Genomic DNA, 22155 nt, shown 5'->3' on the forward strand with positions numbered 1-22155 from the left:
AAAATTGAATAAGTAAATAATATAGTTTAAATAAGTTAAAAGTTAAGTGAATATTCTATAAAATATATAATAATATATATTAAGTAAGTTTTAACTATATAAGAATATATGTATTTTTTTACTGCGAAAGTTGAATAATTAATAATTTAATGGGGGTTAAGTATGGATTATAATTTAGAAAGGAATATGGAAGAGAAAAGAAAAAAGGGCATGAAAAAGAAAATTAAAAAATCTGTAAAGAAGAGCAGTAAAAAGTCAATGAAAAAGGGTATGAAAAAAGGTATGAAGCTAGGAAGAAAAAAAGAAAAAATGAAGATTGCAAAAAATATGATAGAAAGAGGAATGAATGCAGAACTAATAAGTGAGTTAACAGGTTTTAATATATATAAATTAGAAAAATTGAAAAGAATTATAGATCAAAGAAAATCTTAGAGGTTCCTCTAGAATTTTAATTTTTGGTGTATCGATACATTATGCAAAAATTTAATATATGTATATAATAGTACATGGTGAAAAAAGAACTAATGGAGGTATTATAATGAAAACAAAAAGATTAGTTTTAATAGGACTCTTTTCTGCCATTTGTTTTATAGGAACATTTTTACATATTCCTATTGATTTTGGAGGAAGTAGTACAATGATTCATTTAGGTACTACAGCTATTTTTATTTCTGCAATTTTTATAGGAAAAGATGCTGGATGGGCTGGTGCTATAGGATGTGCCTTGTTTGATGCAATGAATCCTAAGTTTGCAGCATGGGTACTTCCTACTTTTATAATAAAAGGATTAACAGGATTTGTTGTAGGATACATAGCTTTTATGTTTGCAAAACGAGGAAACAACCTAGTACAAAATATTATTGCTTTCATAGCTGGTGGAGTAGTTTCATTATTAGGTTATTTTATTGTTAACTGGTTAGTATTTGTTGGATTCTATCCTGCTTTATTTAAAATGATATCTTCACTTATAACTACAGGATTAGGTGTTGCAATTACTATACCTATAGCCGCAATAATCAAACCTATTGTAAATAAAAGCGGTCTCAAATTAGATGCTTACGAAAACTAATAAGCAGTAAATTATTCAACTTCCACAATTTAAAATAGCCGCTTCGGGAAATGATATCTTACTCAGAAACCTTTAATTTTAAAGATAATTAATAACTCAACTTTCGCAGGTGAAAAACAATCGCTACGGGAAATGATATCTTGCTCAGAAACCTTTCACTTCAGTAACAAGTTCTAAACTTTACTCATATTGAAAAAAGATTTTTTAATTAATATTCCGTAGGAATCAGTAATTAAAAAATAACTTTTTTCAAATTCGTAAAGCTAAGAACTTGTAAACTTTGTTCAAATGTTTCTTACGCAATATATCATTTCCCTTCGCTAAGCAGTATTTCTGTACTGTGAAAGTTGAGTGAATTATATTTACTAAAACAAAAATAATATCAAAAAAATTAACTTTCATTAATTTAAAAGATAATAAGTAAATGAAAAGACATTCCTAATTATTGGAATGTCTTTTTATTATTAAAGAAATTATAAGTTTTTCGAAAGAATTTAACAGAAGGTGAAGTAAAAATTTTTGGTGAAACGCCTTACGAAAATGAAAAAGTTCTTAATAAGATTTGTTTCATTAAGGATTCAATGACTTATATGACTGGCTTTACAGTGAAAGAAATTTTTAAAACTGCTGCATGCTTTTTTGAAAATTGGGATGATGAATTTAAGAATGAATTAGTACATAAATTTGAATTAGATGTAAGCAAAAAATATAAAGCACTTTCAAAAGGTATGGAGTCCATGGTGGGTATAATAATAGGATTAGTTTCTAGAGCACCTCTTACAATTTTTGATGAAACTTATTTAGGATTAGATGCAGCTGCTAGACAGTTGTTTTATGATATTCTTTTACAAGATTATTTAAAAAATCCAAGAACTATAATATTTTCAACTCATTTAATAGATGAAGTAAGTACTATATTTGAAAATATAATTATTCTTAATAAAGGTAAAGTACTTTTAGATGATAGTATGGAAAATGTTATGAGTAAAGCATTTTTAATATCAGGAAACAAAGAAAAAATTACAGAACTTGCAAATAATAAAAATGTTTTAAACACACAACCTTTGGGCTATTTAGAAAAGGCTTATGTATTTGATGAGATTAAAGAGGAAGAGATCAGAGAATTGAAATTCAAAGGAATGGATGTAAAACCTATGTCTCTTCAAGAATTATTTATTCGCATAACTTCAAAGTAAAAAATAGTTAAAGGATGGATTATAAATGAATGATTTGAAAAGTTATATAAAATTTCAATACAAACTTTTGAGACCTGTATTAGGTGGTTCGTTTTTTATTACAACGCTGCTGCCATTTGTTGTTTTGATTACAGTAATTTTTATATCATTAATGTATTCTATTTCAATACTAGTTGCTTCTATAAATAAACTGACAATACTTTTACTTATAGTATGTAATACTGTTATGAATATAATTTCAGATGTGATTTTTAACGAAGCATTGGTAAATTACTATTATTACATAATTGCAGTAATATTTATACTTTTAGTAGTAGTGACTTTAAAAATATCTTGGACTGTTCTTAAAAAGAAAGTTGATATTAGGAGTTCATTTTTTCAAAAATGGTGTGAAAATTTTAGTCCAAATTGTGAAAAGTGAACTGCCCCCACTTACCTAACGGTTGAAGTGGGAGCTTCCTGTTTCAAAGACCTGTTAATAGTCATTTAGACTATTAACCCTACTATCTCCACAGGCTTAAAATCGGATTGTTCCAATCCTACTTTTAATATATTTAATGCTGCATTGTAATCTCTATTTTTATGTATGTAATGGCAGTTTGGACATTTCCATGTTCTAACATTAAGATTTTTAACATCTTCATTTTGAAAACCACAGTTAGAACATATTTGGCTTGAAGGGTAATAGGTATCGACTAAAGCTATAGTTCTACCATACCACTTAGCTTTATATTCTAGGAGTTGTCTAAACTTAGACCAGCTTACATCACTAATGAGTTTTGATAGTTTACTGTTTTTAAGCATTTTTTCTACTTTAAGATTTTCAAGACAAATAATTTGGTTTTCATTAATTAGTCTTGAACTTAATTCATGTAGAAAATTTAATCTACAATTTGCTATCTTCTCATGTATTTTAGCTAGTTTAATTCTAGCTTTATGAAAATTGTTACTTCCTTTGGTTTTACTTGATAATCTTCTTTGAGCCTTCAAAAGTTATTTATAATACTTTTTCAAAAATTTAGGATTATCAATAATTTCATTATTAGAAGTAACACAAAAAAACTTGATACCTACATCTAGTCCAATAGAAGTATTAAGTCTTGGGAGTTTTTTTATATTATCAACTTCACAACATAGGGAAACATAGAATTTATTTGTATTAGTTTTAGATATAGTAGCATTTAAAATTCTACCTTTTAGTTGTCTATGATATTTAAGTTTAACAAAACCTATTTTGGGAAGTTTGATTTTATTATTTTCTATAACAATATTATTGTTAACCATTTGGGTTCTATAACTATGAAAGTGATTATGCTTACTTTTAAATCTAGGAAATCCATACCCTTTAAAGAAATTTTTAAATGCTTTATCTAAATCCCTTAATGTTTGTTGCAACGATATACTATCAATTTCTTTGAGCCATTCTAAATTATATTTTAAGCTAGTTAATAGGCTTGAGCATTCTTTATAAGAAACTGATTTTTTAGTTTCTTTGTACTTCTCATTTTTATAATTTAGAAAATGATTAAAAATATATCTATTGCAGCCAAAGGTTTTATTAAGCATTATAGTTTGTTCTTTATTTGGATATATTCTATATTTAAAAGCTAGTTGCATAAGTTCACCCCTTAATATGTATAGTATACCCAATATGATTAAATTTATACTTGTAATTATTAACAGCGCCCTTACATCACCCACCTATAGAGGATGGGTGTCTTACGGGCAAATGATAAAATAAAGAAAAGAGTTAAAAATATAGAAAAAGACTTACTAGGTAATATTGTTTCTAATATTATTTAGTAAGTCTTTTGTACTTTTGGGATGAAATCAAAAATATATTTAAGGTTAAGTTAAGGTTGGTGTCAAGTTAGGGTAATATTGAAATGTTATGCTATTTTATGTTAGAAAAATTAATCTATAAGACATGAAGGTGAGTGAAAAAAATGAAAAACATAAACACTAAAAATGCAAAAATTTTTTCTATAATCATTAAATCATTGATTTTTTTTAGCGTTCTATTTCTCCTTATTTTATTTATTCGAACTAAAATTCTAGCAGACGATAAAGCACACATCACATATCCAAATGATAGAAATATAAATTTAGATGCAAATGATTCATTTCCAAATAATATAAAAGAAATAGAAAAATTAATAGGTGAAAAAATGTCTGTCGGAAAAATACCCGGCTTATCAGTAGCTATTGTTCATGGTGATAACATCATTTATAAATCTGGCTTTGGTTATGCTGATTTAGAATCATCTAAATTAGCCACATCCCAAACTTTATATGAACTTGGGTCTAACAGTAAAGCATTTACAGCTCTTGGTATACTGCAACTTGAAAAAGACGGACTTATTCATCTAAATGACTCTATTACAAAATATATTCCATGGCTAAAGACCAAATTTAAAGGTAATATAGCTACAATAACAATAGAAGAATTACTACATCATACAAGTGGAATTTCTGCAGATACCATATTTAATATTCCAGTTACAACTGGCAAAGATGCAATAAAACAAACGGTTAAAACCTTAGTAGGCGTAGAATTAGATAATAAACCTGGAGATAAATATCAATATGCAACTATTAACTATGATGTTTTAGGACTTCTTATAGAAAAAGTTTCTGGGCAAAAATATGAAGATTATATTAAAGATAAGATATTAACACCTATGAAAATGAATCAAACTTATATGTATAGAAATCAAATAGATGGTTCTAATATGTCAAAAGGCTATAAACTTTTTCTTAGAAAGCCCAAAAAATATGAGGCACCTATATATGACGGGAACAAACCTGCTGGATATATTATCTCTAATATCAATGATATGGCTAAATGGCTATTGATTCAGATGAACAGTTTACCTACCTCTTCATTTGATTCTAGCTTAATTAATGCTTCACATATACCAAATAAAAGTGTACAACCTTTTGGAAATGGTATGAATTATGCTGCTGGTTGGATAATACGTAATAACAAAGGTTTGGAAATTTTACACAGAGGCTCCAATCCTAATTATTCTTCAAGTATAATCATAAGACCACATGAAAAGCTTGGTATTGTTTTATTAAGTAATAGTAATACATTTTATTCATCAACTATGTGTGAAGAAATTATGAATATTTTATTGAAAAAAACAAGTACAACTACTAAAATAAAAGATTTAAATGGAATGATTGATAAAATTTGTTCTATAATTATCTTAATTACTACTTTACTAATTTGTTTTAAGTTGTATAATCTTATAAAAATAATAAAACAATTGTTTTTTAAAAAAAGGGGATTTCAATTTAAAGAAAAAAAGACAGTTATAAAAATTATATTTTCAACTATTTTTTTAGTACTAATTAATTATGCACTATATATATTGCCCTATGTACTATTAAAAATAAAATGGAACTATATTTTTGTATGGTATCCGTTTACAATACAAATAGCTTTATATTTTATTTATTTCAGTATTTGGTTAGTATACATTGTTAGTATATTAAAAAGTGGTTCAAAATGTATTTCAAATTAATAATATTTTACAATTTATCATATTTTTATTGATTTTACTTATTTATTCTTGGTACAATCCTATTAGTGAACATATATTTATTATATGTTCACTTAACTTTTAACTTTCTTAGTACAAAAATACTATATAGCTAAGTGAAAAATTTATATTTTTAGAAAGGATATGATAAAAATTATTGACAGCAAGGTTTTAATAATAGATGATGAAGAAGCAATTTTAGTTCTTTTAAGTGCAATATTTAGAAAAGAAGGTTTTCCAAATGTGAAAACTGTAAAAGATAGCATTGATTCTATAGAAGTATGTAAAAACTATGATCCAGATATAGTAATTTTAGATATAATGATGCCTAAGAAAGATGGATTTGATGTTCTTAAAGAAATTCGTAAATTTACTATAGCTCCTGTTTTATTTCTATCTGCAAAAAATGAAGAAACTGATAAGATTCTCGGGTTGGGGTTAGGAGCAGATGATTATATAACAAAACCATTTTCACCAAAAGAAGTAGTTTTTAGAGTTAAAGCTCATCTTAGAAGAATAGAACTTATAAAAAAATCATTAAACTTAAAAAAGGCTATAGTGACTACAAATGATTTTACTATTGATTTTAATGAAGGAAAAATAAAAAGAGATGGTAAAGAGTACATATTAAGGGCAAAAGAATTAAAACTCCTTAAATTATTAGTAGACAATTCTTGTATTATTTTATCTAAAGAACAAATTGTTCAAAAAGTGTGGGGTGATGATTTTGTTGGATATGAAAATACCCTCATGGTACATATAAGTAGACTGCGTGAAAAACTTGAACAATCTCCTGCTAATCCTAAATATTTAATTACAGTAAAGGGTATAGGATATAAATTCAATATGTAGTATTTCTATAGATATTTATTGATTATCGTTTTAGAAAGGTGTTAAAAATGAATAATGAAAACTCATCATATATAAAAATATCATCTATGTTTACTAGAAATGTTATAATTTTATTCGCTATAATATTTATTGTTAACATAATTATGCTGCATTCAGTATTCATAAATAATTCTCAACTCAAGATAAATAAATATAATGAAATAATTGATAAAGCTATCAAATATAAAGATAACTCAATATTTTTAGACGAAAAAGGAAAAAAACTGCTTTCAAAAAATAATCTATGGTTTCAAATGATAGATAATTCTTTGAAAGAAGTTTCATCATATAATAAACCATTAGAAGTACCCAGCAGCTATAGTCCGATAAATTTAATACATTCTTATAAGTATGATATTGCAAATAGCTCAGTTTTCATATTTGAAAAACAAATAATGGGGAAAAAGTATTCTTATTTATTAGGATTTCCACTAGAAGTGGTAAGTAAATATAATATTCAATACAATACTTCCGCATTAGAAAATTTGTTACATGGAAAATTCATTTTTATTTTACTAATTAATATAATTATTATAATATTATTTAGTTATTTTTGTTTTTCAAAAAAAATAGTACAACCACTGCAAAAAATTATAGACTCTATAGTGATCATATCAAAAGGTAAGTATAATTTAAATATACAAGAAAAAGGTTTATATAAACCAATATATGCATGTTTAAATAAGCTATCAACAGCATTAAATAAAAGCAAATTAGAAAAAGATTTATTAGATAAATCAAGAGAAAAATGGACTTCATATATAAGTCATGATATTAAAACTCCTCTTTCTTCTATTAAAGGTTTTACAGAAATAATGAAAGATAGTGAATATACTTTTACTGAAGAGGAAATAAAAAAATATTCTTCTATAATGTATGATAAAGCTGTATATATAGAAGAATTAGTCCAAGACTTAAATTTGATTCATAAACTTAAAAATAGTGCTATACATTTAAATTATGAAAAAATTAATATAGTACAGTTTGTTATAGAAATGAAAAAAGAAATTTTATCAAGCCCAAACTTTTTTAATAGAAAAATTAAATTTACCAGTTATAGTGATGTACTATACATAAATGCTGATGCTAAATTATTAAGAAGATCTCTTTCTAATTTTTTAATTAACTTTTTAATTTATAATGATGATGATACAAATATTTGTATAGATATAATTAAAAATAATACTGATATAGATATAGTTATAAAAGATAATGGAAGGGGTATAAATCCTGATGAATTACCTCATATTTTTGAACAATATTATAGAGGAACAAATACTAATACCAATTCAAATGGATCAGGACTTGGAATGGCAATTGCATACGAAATAATAAAATTACATAAAGGAAATTGTAACATAAAAAGTAAAATTGGAATTGGAACTACCTTAGTAATATCTATTCCATCTTTCACTAACCACTAGACTCTATTCTGATAAAGACTTACTACTAATATTATTTCTATAGTTAGTAGTAGGTCTTAAATTTTTATTCTAATGAAATTATATACTTAGCAAGTTGCTTAATATTTATATTATGTTTATAAATAACTCAACTTTCTCAGTAAAAAAATACTGCTTAGCGAAGGAAAATGATATCTTGCGTAAGAAACATTTGAACAAAGTTTACAAGTTCTTATCTTTACGAATTTGAAAAAAGTTATTTTTTAATATGAGTAAAGCTTAGAACTTATTACTGAAGTGAAAGGTTTCTAAGCAAGATATCATTTCCCGCAGCGGCTGTTTTTTATCTTCGAAAGAATTTCTTCATTATATGATAAAACTCATTGATGAAGGAAAAGATAAAGGATATAATTACATTAATTAAAAATGGAATGGAGGCGAAAAAATGTTTTTGAAAAGTGAAAATTTATGTAAAAGCTATAAAACTGGTGATGTGGTAACACATGTTTTAAAGGATGTTAATATTTCTATTGAAAAAGGAGAAATTGCAGCAATTTTAGGTCCATCTGGTTCTGGTAAATCAACTTTTTTAAATATTATAGGTGGAATTGACAGGCAAGACAGTGGCAAAGTTGTAATAGATGGAGTTGAAATTTCTAATATGAGTGATAAAGAACTTGTAGAATATAGGAGAAATGAAGTAGGATTTATTTTTCAATTTTATAACCTTGTACCAAATCTTACTGTTAAGGAGAACATTGAAGTCGCCGTAAATATAAGTAAAAATCCTCTTAGTATTGATGATGTTTTAAAAGCAGTATCTATGGAAGATAAAAAATATAGATTTCCAAGAGAACTAAGTGGTGGAGAACAACAAAGAGTTTCTATTGCAAGAGCTATAGTTAAAAATCCAAAACTTTTACTTTGTGATGAACCTACAGGTGCTTTAGATTATGAAACCTCATTAGATATCTTAAAACTTATTGAAAATATAAACAAAAAATTTAAAACAACAATACTTATAATAACTCACAATACTGCTTTAAGTGCAATGGCAAGCAAAATTTTTAAATTGAGAAGTGGAGAAGTAGCTGATCAAATTGAAAACAAAAATGTAATGCCAGCAGAAAGGATTGAGTGGTAATGAGTATTAATAAAAAAGTTAAAAGAACTATTATGGAAAACAGCTCTCAGTATATTGGCTCGGCAGTTTTAATAATGATTAGTTGTATTTTTTTTATAATGTTTAATGTGCTTAATATTAATCTTGAAAAGAGTAATTCATCTTTTAAAAAAGATTATATTCAAGAAGATGCCTCTTTTATAGTTCAGAAAAAAATTGATAATATAGCCCATCTTGAATCTAAATTTAATATAATCATGGAGGAAGGCAGTACATTTGATTATGATTTTTCAAAAGATAAAACAATAAGAGTATTTACCCAAAATAATAAAGTGAATTTACCTGCCGTTATAGAAGGAAGTCAAATTAAAAATGATGATGAAATATGTTTAGATCCTGCCTTTGCAAAAGAAAACAAATACAAAATAGGTGACAACATTAAAATATATGATAAGAACTTTAAGATAGTGGGATATATGTCCCTTCCAAATTATATATATCCATTAAAATCAGAAACAGACATGATATCAAATCCAAAAACTTTCGGTATTGCAGTTATTACGAAAAATTCCTTTAAATACTTTAATAAAGGATATAGTTTTTATAGTATAAAATTTAGAGGGAGTAAAGATGTAAATTCTGAGCTTAAAAATACTTTAAATGAAAGCAATAAAATACTACGATGGACAGATAACCGTGAAAATGGAAGAATCTCATATGTAGATGCAAAAATTGATGGTATTAAAAAAGTAAGTGTGGCCATGCCGCTGGCAATGTTGATTTTAACTTCCATATTAATTAGTGTGGTAATGTGGAGAATGGTAAAAAAAGAATTTACAGTAATAGGTACTCTCTATGCTTTAGGATACAGAAAATTTGAGATATTAAAACATTACCTTTTATATCCTTTTACTGTTTCTTTAGTTGGTAGTACTGTAGGAACTGCTCTAGGACTTTTAACTGTAAAGCCTATGATAAAATACATGGTTACATTTTTTAATGTACCACTGGCATCAATAAATTACAGCCCAAAATATATAATATTAAGTTTTTTACTTCCACTTCTTTTCTTAACTATTTCAAGTGCTTTGGTTGTTAACATTGGTCTTAGATATTCACCATTAGAACTTATGAGAGGTGGAAGAAATAAAAATAAAGTTAATTTTATTGAGAGAAACTTAAAACTTAATAGATCTTCATTCAATACTAAATTTAGAATTAGAGAACTTCTTAGAAATATCCCTAGAAGCGTATTTTTACTTTTAGGTATCGTATTTGCAACTATGTTTTTATTATATGGATTTGCAGCAAAGAGTTCTATAGACTATTTAATGAAAGATACTTTTGAAAATGTATATATGTACGAGTACGATTATATGTTTAATTCACTTCAAAAAGGTTCTCCAAATCAAGGTGAGGCATATTCATTAGCACCTTTTACAAAAAAGGATGATGAAAAGTTAAACATTATAATTTATGGTATAAATGAAAATTCAAAATACATTTCATTAAAGGATAAAAACGGTGATAAATTAAGTTTAGAAAAAACTATAGTAACAAAACCACTTTCTGAAAAACTTAATCTTAAAGAAGGAGATGTAATAAAAATAAAAGGAAAATTCGATGCAAAAGAACACACAGTAAAAATAGATAAAATTGCGGATACGTACATTGGTGATAATATTTATATGCCAATAAACAAATTTAATACTAAATTTAATTTGCCACAGGAAAGTTATATTGGACTATGGAGTGATAAAAAGTTAGATTTACCACAAGAAATAGTTTTAAAGGAAAATACGAAGAGTGATTCTAAAAAAGCTTTTGATTCAGTTATTGAGCCTTTTAAATATGTAGTAAGTGGAATGGCATTTTTAGCATTTTTAATAGGGCTCATAGTAATATATGTAGTAACATCACTTGTAATCGAAGAAAATAAACAGACAATATCTCTCTTCAAAGTGTTGGGTTATAAAAAGAAAGAGATATACTCACTAATTTTAAATAGCAGCACAATTTTTGTTTTAATAGGATATGTTCTAGGAATACCTTTGCTAATGATTTCTCTTGATGCTATGTTCAAATCAGTTACAAAAGATATTAACTTTTCATTTCCAATTATAATTGACAAAATGTATTTGTTTGTAGGTTTTATAATAATACTATTAACTTATGAATTAAGTAAAAGATTGTCAAGAAGAAAGATAAGAAAAATATCTATGAGTGAAAGCTTAAAATCTAGAATGGAATAGATTCAAATGTTACAAAAATGTAAGATTAAAAATCAGTTTTGTAAGTAAAACTTATGGTATGGCTCAAAAAAAACATTTATAATTATTATAAACAACATTTAACAAAACTGTTGCTATTTAATGAAATTTAGTTGTAAAACAATTTAAAACTGAGGTGGGTAAATGACTCTTTTAAGTTTAGCGACAAAAAATATAAAAAGAAATATATCTAATTATTTTTTATATTTTGTTTCAATAGTAATAAACGTAATGATATTTTATATGTTTGAATCTGTTAGATATAATAAACAACTAGAAAATTTATCAAAAGCAAATAATTTTAATAATCAAGTTTTTATATTAGCAGCTATAGTTATAGGGGTATTTGCTATAATATTTGTTTGGAATTCAACAACATTTTTTGTTAAAAAGAGAAAAAAAGAAATTGGAATATATTCATTAGTAGGGGTAAAGAAAAAGCAAATCGGAAGAATGATGTTCTATGAAAATATAATAATAGGATTACTAGCTTTACTTGTTGGAATATTCTTTGGAACTGTACTGACTAAGCTTTTTATGATGATATTGTTTAGAGTTATGGAATTATACGTTCCAGTAGAATTTTACATAAGTTTTAAAGCTATAAAACAAACTTTTAAAGTCTTTGGAATTTTCTTTTTCATTACATCTTTACATTCATACAGAATAATATATAAATTTAAACTTGTTGAACTTTTTAAAGCATCAAAAGAAAAAGAAAAAGAACCTAAAACATCAGTATTTTGGTCCATAATTTCAATATTTTTTATAGGATTTGGATATGCACTTGTTAATAGTAAAGAACTTTTAAAAATAACGAATGATTTTAGTGTTTTTTTCTATGCTTTAATACTTGTTATTTTAGGTACATTTATATTTTTTAATAATTTTCTTATTTATACATTGAAAAAAATAAAGAAAAGCAAAAAAATTTTTTATAAAGGCAGCAGCATGATAGCAGTGTCAAATCTTCTTTTTAGAATAAAAGGTAACGCAAGAAGTTTTGCAATTATATCAATTTTAAGTGCGGCTACAGTTACAGCTGTAAGTTCCAGCTGGATTATAAATAATTTAATAGATAGAATTATTACAGCAGAAAACCGTTTTGACTATGTATATACGGGAAAAGATAAAGTTATAGATAAAAAAGTGGAAAAAGCAATAAATAAAAGTTCTAATAATAAACTTAAATTTTCTGTAAAAACTGAAGTTATTGAAGTTGATATAAAATCATGTACTGACAAAAATTTTGAAAATTATAAAAGTATATATTTAATATCTGAAAGTAAATTTAATCAATTAAGTAACATAGTGTACAATACTGATCAAATAAAATTAAAGAATAAAGATGAAGGGATTATATTATCTAGTTATTATAAAATTAATAAAAAGGAAAATTTGCAAATGACTTTAGGTAAAGATGGAAACAAATTTAAAATTGTTGATTTCAAAAATCAGATTTTAAATCGTGGAAGTATTGGAATTTCATTAGTAGTAAAAGATGAAATTTATAAAAAATATTATGATACAAATAATTCAATAAGAATTAATGCTTATATGATCACAAATAGAAAAGATAGTAAATACCTCACAGAAAATATAAAAAAAATAGTACCCAAAGAAGCATCTTTAAATACTTATTATGATTATTACAAACAAAAAGCGATTTTAGTTGGAGCATTTTTATTCATAGGAGTATTTGTAGGCATAGTATTCTTAATATCTACTACAAGTATAATTTACTTTAAAACATTGGCAGAAGCCTATGAAGATAGAGAACGGTATGCAATACTAAAAAAAATAGGAATGAGTAAAAAAGAAATTTGTAAATCCATAAAAGAACAAATAAGACCTTTGTTTTTTATACCTTTATTAGTTGGAATATTCCATAGTATTGCAGCTTTAGGAGCTTTAAGAAGTATAATGAATATTACATCTGTAAAATTAATAGTTACAATTTTATTATCCTATATTGTAATATATTACATATATTATATGGCTACAATAAGTTCTTACAAAAAAATCGTAACTATAAACATAAATTAATATTAAAACCATGTGTTGCTTTAGCAGCATGTGTTTTTTTTTTATTCTTTAGATACTACAATTTCAATTCAATAACATGTAATAATTGATTAAATTTGTAAAATAATATATTATTTAGATAAGAGACTTTGTGGAGGTTATATTATGAAGAAGGTTTTAATTGTAGATGACGAATTTGAAATTGTGGAACTTTTAAAAATATATTTTAAAAATAGTGGTTTTGAAGTATTAGAAGCTTATGATGGACAAACAGCTTTGAAAATGTCTCAAAAATTTTCTATAGATATTATGATTATAGATATTATGATGCCTAAAATGGATGGAATAGAACTTGTAAAAGAAATAAGAAAACATTTAAATGTACCAATTATGTTTCTTTCAGCTAAAGGTGAAGATATGGATAAAATTTATGGATTAGGAATAGGTGCAGATGATTATATGTCAAAACCTTTTAATCCACTAGAAGTAGTTGCAAGAGCACAAGCTCTAATTAGAAGATGCTATGAATTTAACAAAAATAATGAAAGTATAAATAATGAAAGTATAAATAATAAATGTAATATTAAAATTGATAATATTAATATAAATCAACACAGCTGTGAAGTATTTAAAAATGATATTAAAATTAATATGACTTCTATGGAATATAAATTATTACTTTTAATGGTAAAAAACTCAAATAGAGTATTAACAAAACAACAATTATATGAAAATGTTTGGGATGAAGAGTATCTTGGTAATAACAATATAATAATGGTATATATAAGCAAATTGAGGGATAAAATCGAAGAGAATCCTAAAAAACCTAAATACTTAAAAACTATACGGGGACTGGGATATAGATTTGAAAGGAAGCATTAAGATGAAAAATAGAAAGTCTATGAAGAAATTTTTCTTTCAAAATTGCATCTTTATAATATTATTAGTAGTTGTTATGTATATGGTTTCTTTAAGAACTTCAAATTCAATAATAGAGCATATAATGTTTAAAGATTTAGATTTACAAGGGTTAGAGGCTGAGAATTTATTAAAATATCCTTATGATAAAATCAATACAAATACTATAGAAGAACTTTACGGTTGGATAGAAATTTTAGATGAAAATAAAAATGTAGTATTTGTAAAAGGCAATAAACAAGATAATATTTATCATTATGATGAAAGATTTTTATATGATAATTCTGTATTATTTCATAATGATGATGAAAAATACCCTATCATGTATTGTATTTATCCTATAAAAGGTCCCAATAAAGAAAAGTACCTATTTCTTATAAAAATACCAAAAAAATATTTTTCTATATCAATGTCATTTAAATTATTTATGAATCCATTAAATTCAACTAAATTGCATCTATTAGGTACTAGTATTCTTTTTATTACCTTTATCATTTTTATATTAGCAAGTACTTATATATACAGTAAAATCATTTCAAAACATATTACAAAACCTTTAACAAATTTAAAAAATGGACTTAAAGAAATGAAAAAGTTTAACTATAAGGTAAGGTTAAATTTTAAGGCTGAAAAAGAGATAGAAGAAATAAAGGATATTTTTAATGACATGGCTTGTGAACTTATGAATACAAAAATAAAAAATGATAAATTGGAAAAAAGTAAACAACAAATGCTTATTGATTTATCTCATGATCTAAAGACTCCTATAACATCAATACAAGGTTTTTCAAAACTAGTTTATGATAATGAAACTATAAATGAAGAAGATAAGAAAAGATATATTAAATATATTTATGATAAATCAATCTATGTTACAAATTTAATTGAAGATTTATTCCAACTAGTAAAATTAGAAGATGAACATTTTCAATTTAAATTTGTTAAAGACAACTTTACAGAATGGTTTAGGGTTCTTGTAGCTGAATTTTATCCAGAATTTGAAAAAAAGAATTTTATTATAAATGTAGATATAAGTGAAGTTCCAACTATAATAAACTTTGACAAAAAACAAATGACAAGAGCTATTACAAATATATTTTCTAATTCTCTGAAATACAACAAAGAAAATACTGAATTAAATATTTATTGTTACAATGAGCATAACAATTTAGTACTTAGAATATCAGATAATGGTATTGGTATAAAAGAAGAATATAAAGAATTAATTTTTGAACCTTTTACAAGAGTAGATGAATCTAGAACTAGTAAAGATGGTACAGGCTTAGGACTTTCAATAACCAAAAAAATAATTGAAAAACACAAAGGTACCATAGTGTTAGATCAAAATGAAAAGGAGAAAACAATATTTTTAATTAAATTACCAATATGTAATATTTGATACTGTTTTGTATTTTTAAATTTAAGGTTACATTAAGATTACATTAATTTTCTATAAAGATTTAGATTTTATAATTGATAGTATACTTCATTTCAAGGAGGGATTTTTATGGAGTTAGTCATTGAAAATGTAGGTAAAAAATATAAAGGTAACTTTTGGGGTATAAGAAATTTTAATTTACGTCTTCAGCCAGGCGTACTTGGACTTCTTGGACAAAATGGTGCAGGTAAATCAACACTTATGAAAATGATTGCAACAGTTACAAAACCTACAGAAGGAAAAATAATATGGAATGGAATAGATATTGCCAAAAAGCCTAATGAAGTTAGAAGACTACTTGGATATCTTCCTCAAGACTTTGGTGTTTATCCAAAACTTAATGCCATAGAGTTCTTAGAATATATAGCTGCAGTAAAAGGAATAACAGGTGTAAAAGCTAAAAAACGTATAAAAGAATTAATAGAAGTTGTAAATTTAACTCAAGCAGCTAAACGTCCTATTGGATCATATTCTGGAGGAATGAAGCAAAGAGTTGGAATTGCGCAAGCTCTTTTAAATGACCCTAAACTTTTGATAGTTGATGAACCTACTGTAGGATTGGATCCTGAAGAGAGAGTTAGATTTAGAAATATATTAACAGATATATCTAGTGATAGAATTGTAATTTTCTCTACACATATAGTATCAGATGTTGAGTCAACTGCAACACGTATAGCATTGATATGTAAAGGTCATTTACTTATAGATAGCGAACCTGAAAATTTAATGAAACCTATTGAAGGTAAAGTATGGGAATGTATAATACCAAGTAGTTCTTTAAATGAGTTTAGAAAAAAATATATAATTAGCAGTACTATACGTAGAAGTGATGGGGTTCATATACGAGTTGTGAGTGATTTTAAGCCATATAGTAATAGCAAAAAATGCACTCCTCAATTGGAAGATGCTTATCTGTATTTAATAAATAATACTGATAGGAGGAATTAAAATGAATTTATTTTCAAAAATTCATAATATATGTATTGCTGATTTTAGAGAAAGAACTAGAAGCTATAATTTTTTAATTCTATTAGGTTTAGTTATATTTGGTTCTTTTTTTATAATACCTTCTAGTACAAATTCAGGAGAAAATTTATATTTACTCATAGGTCAAGATTATAGACCAGTATATAATTCTGCATTTATAGGAACTGCAGCTTCATTTTTGTCTATAATTATTTTATCTTTATTTGGTTTTTATGTTATAAATAATTCTATAAAACGTGATAGAGAAACTAGGGTTGGAGAAATTATTGCTTCATCACCTGTAAGTAAAAACGTTTATATTCTTGGAAAATTATTTAGTAACTTTTTGGTGTTGTTTACTATATTAGCTATAAATTCATTAGTCATAATAATAATTTATCTTTTAAGAGGTCAGGAACCTATTAATTTGGGGAAATTATTAGCTCCATCTATTATGTTTGGAATTCCAGCTTTATTATTCATTGCATCTATAGCAGTACTTTTTGAAACTATAGGATTTTTGAAAGGAACTATAGGAAACATTGTATACTTTTTTTTATGGTGTGCAATTGTATCATTGGAGGGTACTGCAAGTGAAAACGCAAATATAAGTACTTTAGATTTATTTGGAATAAAAGCTATCAACCAAAATCTTGCAAATATATCAAATATTAAAACTGGTGATTTAGGATTAAACTGGGTTTATTGTAATCCCACTATTAAAAAAACCGTTCTATTCGAAGGAATAAATTGGCAATTTGATATTTTTATACAAAGAATAATTATTATTATAGCAGCTTTATTGATAGCTTTATTAGCATCAGCATTTTTTGATAGATTTACATCTACTAGTAAGAAAAAACAGAAAATATCTAAGAAGAAACACCATGTTGAAAATGATGTGTATACTAAAAATGTGTCAGCTCCATCTATGAGTATTTCTAAATTAACTTCTGTTCCATATAACTTTAATGGTTTAAATTTAATTAATGTAGAATTAAAATTATTATTTAAAAATTTTAATTTGTGGTTAATATTACTAGAAGTAGGATTGAATATTGCATGTATATTGGCTCCAATACAAATAGTACAAGGTTATCTTTTCCCTATTGTATGGTTACTGCCAATAGCTGTTTGGTCTTCAATGGGAAACAGAGAAATCCGTCACAATACAGATGAAATTCTATTTTCTAGTGAAAATTTTGGATATAGACAGCTGCCAGCATGTTTAGCTGCTGGTACAATAGTTTCTTTCATTACAGGAAGTGGTTTTTTTATTAGATTATTAATTTCAGGTAATTTACAATCAATACTACCTTTTGCAGCAGGTGCTGTATTTATTCCTTCTCTAGCAATAGCTTTAGGTGTTTTAAGTAATTCAAGTAAGCTATTTGAAATTATGTATCTTGTAATATGGTATTTAGGACCTATGAATCATATTAAATTTCTAAATTTTGCTGAAATCTTAAATAATTCTTCTTACCTTAAAAGCTTATTACTTATTATGATTTCTATGATATTTTTATTAATATCTTTACTTATACGACAATTACAAATAGAAAATCAATAAAACTTTTGAAGTATATATTATCATTTATTTCCAAAATTATATATAGAAAATAATACTCATCCTATGTTAAAATAGTGTTATAGTAAGACAAAAATGTACATTATTTTGCACGAAAGTGGTGAGTATTATTAAAATATTTAATAGTATTAAAAAAACTATATTTTTTAATATGATTTTTTTAATCTTTTTAGGTACAGTAATTGTAGCTTTTGTTCGTATAAGTGATGGATATAAAAAGTTTAATAAAGAAATTATACAGTTAAAACAAAATTATATAGATAAACAAAAGAATACTTTAAAAAGTGAAGTAAATAGAGTTTATGATTATATTGAGTTTACCAAAAAACAAGCAGAACAAGATTTAAAAGAATCTATACAAGAAAGCACATATACTGCATATGATATAGTTAAAACTATTTATGATGAAAATAAAAATAAAAAAAGTGATGATGAAATAAAAAAGATGATTTTAAATATATTAAGTCCTATAAGGTTTAATGATAATAGAGGTTATTATTTTGTTGCAACATCTAAGGGCGATATAGTTCTTAATCCAATATGGCTTTATTCACAAGGTAAAAATATTAGTGAAATTTGTAAAGATAGTGGAAATTATTTAATTGATAAAGAAAAAGATTTAATACAAAAGGATAAAGAAGGATTTATACATTCAAAATGGGTTAAACCACAAGACCCTTCTAAAAAAATGTATTCTAAATTATCTTATATAAAATATTTTGAACCTTTTAACTGGTATATTGGTTCTGGAGAATACATGGATGATTTTGAACTTCAACTACAAAAGAAGGTAAGTAAAAGAATTTCTGAAATAAAATATGGATACAATAATTCTCAATACGTTTTTGTAACAGATTATAAAGGAGTCATGGTTGCAAATGGAGGATTTCCTAAACTTATAGGGAAAAATGTATGGGATTTAGAGGACGACCATGGAGTAAAGGTTACTCAAAGAGGTATAACACTTAGTAGAAAAAGCCCTGAAGGATGTTTTTTAAAACAACACTGGCTTAAAAAAGATTCAAGTGAAACTACTGAAAAATTATATTTTTCAAAGATATTTGAAGATTGGGAATGGGTAATAGGAACTGGCATATATATTGATGAAATTGAAAAAGTTATTACAAATAAAAAACAAGAGTTAAATTCACAACTGTTTGATAAAATACTTCATAGTATTATTTTGTGTATAGCTTTTATGATTTTTGCTGGTTTTATTACAAAAACTATTAATAAAAAAATAAACAACAGCTTAAACATGTTTTTATATTTCTTTAAAAAAGCGTCTAAAGAACATATTCATATTAAAGCAAGTGAAATTAATTATAGTGAACTAAAAGAACTTGCATCTTCTGCAAATAATATGATAGATGAAATAAAAACTATAGAAGAAGAAATGGAATGTATAAATAAAAAATTGAAAGAATCCAGTATAACAGATGGACTAACAAATCTTTATAATCATAAACATATACATGAAAAATTAATGGAAGAAACAAATAAGTCTGATGTTAACAATACACCACTCTCAATAATAATGTTAGATATAGATTATTTTAAAAAGGTTAATGATAACTTTGGACATCAAACTGGAGATATAGTATTAAAAAGCATTGCAGATTTATTAAAAAGAGAAGTTACAAAAGAGTCTTTAATTGGTAGATATGGTGGAGAGGAATTTTTAGTTATTGTTCCAAAACAAGATTTAAATTGTGCATATGCTACAGCTGAAAAAATAAGAAAAGGAATAGAAAATATGTCATTTGAAGATAAAAAACTAAAAGTTACTATAAGTGGAGGAGTTGTACAACATAATTTAGAAAGTTGTCATGAAATTATTGGAAAAGCAGATAATCTTCTTTATAAGGCAAAACTCAACGGAAGAAACCGGATAGAAAAATAATCCTATATATTTTTCATTTTATTTGTATAAATTAAATCATTCGACAAAAAATATATATATCATTTGGAGGTGATTTAATTGAAAAAACTATTATATATTCCTGTAAACTCAAAGCCTGAACATCTTTCAACAAGCAGAACTGTAGGAAGAACATTTGTCAATCGTTTCATAGCAGAAAATCCTGAATACACCTTAGAAGAATTAGATCTTTATAATGAGGATATACCAGAATTACACTATAAATTATTTAAAAGTAGAGCAGAGCTTGTTACTGGTGCTGAATATGATGCACTATCACAAGAGGATAAAAATGCAGTAGATAGAATAAATGCTCTTTGCGATCAGTTTATAAGTGCCGATACCTATGTAATAGCAGCACCAATGTGGAGTGTAAGTTTTCCTGCAAGGCTTAAAAGATATGTAGATTGTGTCATACAAACTGACAAAGTAATTAAAATATCTTCTGAAAAAGTAGAAGGACTTCTAGACGATAAAGAAAGAAATATGATTTATATTCAGTCTTCTGGTGGAATCTATCCAAAAATTTTAGGAAGTAAATTTAATCATGGTGTAGACTATTTTCATGATATATTTAAATTTTTAGGTGTAAAAAGATTTGAAAAGATACTTGTTGAAGGAGTAGATATGGAATCTGTTGGTAGAGATGAATCTATAAAAATAGCTTATGAAGATATTGATAAGGTAATAAAGAAACTTTCTAAAGAACCAATATTAAATTTGTAATATATATAATAAGTCATCCTCAGGCTTTCCTTAGAAAATTAAACTTAAGGATAAATAAATTTTTGGGGCTGCTGCACTAAGAATAAATACTATAATATATTGTGCTAATTTTAAAAACAATATATTATATGTGAATTTCTTAATGCAACAGCTCCATTTTTTTAAACAAAAATAGCTTAGCATATTGATGATCTGCAAACATAATATTTTAACCAATTTGAAAATAATAAATTTGAATGATTTTCCCATCTTAGAATAGGTTTTTGTTTTGGATCATCGTCTATAAAATAGTTTTCTGGTATATCAATATTTTTACCTTTTAAAATATCTCTTAAATATTCATTTTTCAAAGTGTTTTTATCATATTCTGAATGACCACTTACAAAAATAAGCTTTCCATCTTTTGTAGATGATATATATACTCCTGCTTCTTTTGATTCTGATAAAATTTCAAGCTTATCATTTTTTAGAATATCTTCTTTTCTAACTTCTGTACAGCGTGAGTGAGGAACATAAAATTCATCATTAAAGCCTTTTAATAATTTTGATTTATTATTAATGGTATGTGAAAACACACCAAATATTTTTTTATTTAGAATGCGCTTTTCAATACCAAAATGATGATATAATCCTGCTTGAGCTCCCCAACATATATATAGGGTTGATTTTACATTTGTAATTGTATAATTCATAATTTCTTTTAATTCATTCCAATAAGAAACTTCTTCAAATTCAAAAAGTTCAACAGGAGAACCTGTTATAATCATTCCATCAAACTTATCATTTTTTATTTCACTGAAAGTTTTATAAAAATTATTAAAGTATTCTTTGCTAGTATTTTTTGATTTATATGTTTCAGTATGTAATAATGTTATTTCTATTGGAAGATCTGAAGATGATAGTCTTCTCAAAAATTGTATTTCTGTTTGAATTTTATTAGGCATTAAATTTAAAATAGCAATTTTTAAAGGTTTAATATCCAATTTTGAAGAAGAATTTTCATTTAGTATAAAGTTATTTACTTCTAATATTTTTCTGTATTTTGAAGAATTCTTTGCCATGAAGATTGCCAT

The 22155-nt window shown here is 25.3% G+C and carries 17 protein-coding genes and 1 pseudogene; 16 read left to right on the forward strand and 2 right to left on the reverse strand.

Annotation, left to right across the window (positions count from 1 at the left end):
* The first annotated feature begins 162 nt into the window (after nucleotides 1–162).
* The 4 genes from ACFIJ5_RS09370 to ACFIJ5_RS09385 all read left to right on the forward strand — a co-directional run bounded on the left by ACFIJ5_RS09370 (nucleotide 163) and on the right by ACFIJ5_RS09385 (nucleotide 2686).
* Nucleotides 163–432: a hypothetical protein gene (locus ACFIJ5_RS09370; RefSeq protein WP_379806337.1), complete on the forward strand. Its 270-nt coding sequence runs from the start codon at nucleotides 163–165 to the stop codon at nucleotides 430–432.
* 106 nt (nucleotides 433–538) lie between these two features.
* Entirely contained in the window at nucleotides 539–1069 is a 531-nt protein-coding gene (locus ACFIJ5_RS09375) for an ECF transporter S component (RefSeq protein ID WP_379806339.1), read from the forward strand.
* 605 nt (nucleotides 1070–1674) lie between these two features.
* Entirely contained in the window at nucleotides 1675–2265 is a 591-nt protein-coding gene (locus tag ACFIJ5_RS09380; RefSeq protein WP_404660350.1) for an ATP-binding cassette domain-containing protein, read from the forward strand.
* 25 nt (nucleotides 2266–2290) lie between these two features.
* Nucleotides 2291–2686, forward strand: a complete 396-nt coding sequence (locus tag ACFIJ5_RS09385; protein WP_379806343.1) for a hypothetical protein — start codon at nucleotides 2291–2293, stop codon at nucleotides 2684–2686.
* 65 nt (nucleotides 2687–2751) lie between these two features.
* Here the strand turns inward: ACFIJ5_RS09385 and tnpB are convergent.
* Nucleotides 2752–3882 (reverse strand): annotated as a pseudogene (tnpB, locus tag ACFIJ5_RS09390) (IS200/IS605 family element RNA-guided endonuclease TnpB).
* 329 nt (nucleotides 3883–4211) lie between these two features.
* Here tnpB and ACFIJ5_RS09395 point away from each other — a divergent pair.
* The 12 genes from ACFIJ5_RS09395 (at nucleotide 4212) to ACFIJ5_RS09450 (ending at nucleotide 21082) form a co-directional block, all read left to right on the forward strand.
* Complete coding sequence (locus ACFIJ5_RS09395) at nucleotides 4212–5795, forward strand: serine hydrolase domain-containing protein (protein ID WP_379806345.1); 1584 nt, start codon at nucleotides 4212–4214, stop codon at nucleotides 5793–5795.
* Nucleotides 5796–5957: 162 nt separating this feature from the next.
* Nucleotides 5958–6665, forward strand: coding sequence for a response regulator transcription factor (locus ACFIJ5_RS09400; protein WP_379806347.1), 708 nt, complete (start codon nucleotides 5958–5960; stop codon nucleotides 6663–6665).
* Nucleotides 6666–6712: 47 nt separating this feature from the next.
* Nucleotides 6713–8128 carry a sensor histidine kinase gene (locus tag ACFIJ5_RS09405; protein WP_379806349.1) on the forward strand — a complete coding sequence of 472 codons (1416 nt, stop codon included), beginning with the start codon at nucleotides 6713–6715 and terminating at the stop codon, nucleotides 8126–8128.
* 424 nt (nucleotides 8129–8552) lie between these two features.
* Nucleotides 8553–9251: an ABC transporter ATP-binding protein gene (locus ACFIJ5_RS09410; RefSeq protein WP_379806351.1), complete on the forward strand. Its 699-nt coding sequence runs from the start codon at nucleotides 8553–8555 to the stop codon at nucleotides 9249–9251.
* On the forward strand, nucleotides 9251–11482 hold the full coding sequence (locus ACFIJ5_RS09415) for an ABC transporter permease (RefSeq protein ID WP_379806353.1): 2232 nt from the start codon (nucleotides 9251–9253) through the stop codon (nucleotides 11480–11482). Before ACFIJ5_RS09410 ends, ACFIJ5_RS09415 begins: the two co-directional genes overlap by 1 nt.
* A gap of 162 nt (nucleotides 11483–11644) precedes the next feature.
* Nucleotides 11645–13546, forward strand: a complete 1902-nt coding sequence (locus ACFIJ5_RS09420) for an FtsX-like permease family protein (RefSeq protein WP_379806355.1) — start codon at nucleotides 11645–11647, stop codon at nucleotides 13544–13546.
* A 144-nt stretch (nucleotides 13547–13690) separates the two neighbouring features.
* The gene (locus ACFIJ5_RS09425) at nucleotides 13691–14407 is read left to right on the forward strand and encodes a response regulator transcription factor (RefSeq protein WP_379806357.1); all 717 of its coding nucleotides are present in this window, start codon (nucleotides 13691–13693) and stop codon (nucleotides 14405–14407) included.
* Between the two features lies 1 nt (nucleotide 14408).
* Nucleotides 14409–15842 carry a HAMP domain-containing sensor histidine kinase gene (locus ACFIJ5_RS09430; RefSeq protein ID WP_379806359.1) on the forward strand — a complete coding sequence of 478 codons (1434 nt, stop codon included), beginning with the start codon at nucleotides 14409–14411 and terminating at the stop codon, nucleotides 15840–15842.
* Between the two features lie 108 nt (nucleotides 15843–15950).
* Nucleotides 15951–16829, forward strand: coding sequence for an ABC transporter ATP-binding protein (locus ACFIJ5_RS09435; RefSeq protein ID WP_379806361.1), 879 nt, complete (start codon nucleotides 15951–15953; stop codon nucleotides 16827–16829).
* Between the two features lies 1 nt (nucleotide 16830).
* On the forward strand, nucleotides 16831–18417 hold the full coding sequence (locus ACFIJ5_RS09440; protein WP_379806363.1) for an ABC transporter permease: 1587 nt from the start codon (nucleotides 16831–16833) through the stop codon (nucleotides 18415–18417).
* Nucleotides 18418–18586: 169 nt separating this feature from the next.
* Entirely contained in the window at nucleotides 18587–20338 is a 1752-nt protein-coding gene (locus ACFIJ5_RS09445; RefSeq protein ID WP_379806365.1) for a sensor domain-containing diguanylate cyclase, read from the forward strand.
* A 78-nt stretch (nucleotides 20339–20416) separates the two neighbouring features.
* Nucleotides 20417–21082, forward strand: a complete 666-nt coding sequence (locus ACFIJ5_RS09450; protein ID WP_379806367.1) for an FMN-dependent NADH-azoreductase — start codon at nucleotides 20417–20419, stop codon at nucleotides 21080–21082.
* Nucleotides 21083–21258: 176 nt separating this feature from the next.
* On the opposite strand, the gene ACFIJ5_RS09455 is transcribed toward ACFIJ5_RS09450, so the two are convergent.
* Nucleotides 21259–22155: a homoserine O-succinyltransferase gene (locus ACFIJ5_RS09455; protein ID WP_379806369.1), complete on the reverse strand. Its 897-nt coding sequence runs from the start codon at nucleotides 22153–22155 to the stop codon at nucleotides 21259–21261.

Origin of the sequence: Haloimpatiens myeolchijeotgali (assembly GCF_042688525.2) — a bacterium.
In the GTDB taxonomy this organism is placed as follows: Bacteria; Bacillota; Clostridia; order Clostridiales; family Clostridiaceae; genus Haloimpatiens.

What these genes read in the sequence shown, in the direction of transcription:
- ACFIJ5_RS09435 (WP_379806361.1), top strand. Translation starts at nt 15,951, where the DNA reads ATGGAGTTAGTCATTGAAAATGTAGGTAAAAAATATAAAGGTAACTTT.
- ACFIJ5_RS09410 (WP_379806351.1), top strand. Translation starts at nt 8,553, where the DNA reads ATGTTTTTGAAAAGTGAAAATTTATGTAAAAGCTATAAAACTGGTGAT.
- ACFIJ5_RS09375 (WP_379806339.1), top strand. Translation starts at nt 539, where the DNA reads ATGAAAACAAAAAGATTAGTTTTAATAGGACTCTTTTCTGCCATTTGT.
- ACFIJ5_RS09405 (WP_379806349.1), top strand. Translation starts at nt 6,713, where the DNA reads ATGAATAATGAAAACTCATCATATATAAAAATATCATCTATGTTTACT.
- ACFIJ5_RS09455 (WP_379806369.1), bottom strand. Translation starts at nt 22,155, where the DNA reads ATGGCAATCTTCATGGCAAAGAATTCTTCAAAATACAGAAAAATATTA.
- ACFIJ5_RS09430 (WP_379806359.1), top strand. Translation starts at nt 14,409, where the DNA reads ATGAAAAATAGAAAGTCTATGAAGAAATTTTTCTTTCAAAATTGCATC.
- ACFIJ5_RS09370 (WP_379806337.1), top strand. Translation starts at nt 163, where the DNA reads ATGGATTATAATTTAGAAAGGAATATGGAAGAGAAAAGAAAAAAGGGC.
- ACFIJ5_RS09415 (WP_379806353.1), top strand. Translation starts at nt 9,251, where the DNA reads ATGAGTATTAATAAAAAAGTTAAAAGAACTATTATGGAAAACAGCTCT.
- ACFIJ5_RS09400 (WP_379806347.1), top strand. Translation starts at nt 5,958, where the DNA reads ATGATAAAAATTATTGACAGCAAGGTTTTAATAATAGATGATGAAGAA.
- ACFIJ5_RS09445 (WP_379806365.1), top strand. Translation starts at nt 18,587, where the DNA reads ATGATTTTTTTAATCTTTTTAGGTACAGTAATTGTAGCTTTTGTTCGT.
- ACFIJ5_RS09395 (WP_379806345.1), top strand. Translation starts at nt 4,212, where the DNA reads ATGAAAAACATAAACACTAAAAATGCAAAAATTTTTTCTATAATCATT.
- ACFIJ5_RS09420 (WP_379806355.1), top strand. Translation starts at nt 11,645, where the DNA reads ATGACTCTTTTAAGTTTAGCGACAAAAAATATAAAAAGAAATATATCT.
- ACFIJ5_RS09440 (WP_379806363.1), top strand. Translation starts at nt 16,831, where the DNA reads ATGAATTTATTTTCAAAAATTCATAATATATGTATTGCTGATTTTAGA.
- ACFIJ5_RS09425 (WP_379806357.1), top strand. Translation starts at nt 13,691, where the DNA reads ATGAAGAAGGTTTTAATTGTAGATGACGAATTTGAAATTGTGGAACTT.
- ACFIJ5_RS09385 (WP_379806343.1), top strand. Translation starts at nt 2,291, where the DNA reads ATGAATGATTTGAAAAGTTATATAAAATTTCAATACAAACTTTTGAGA.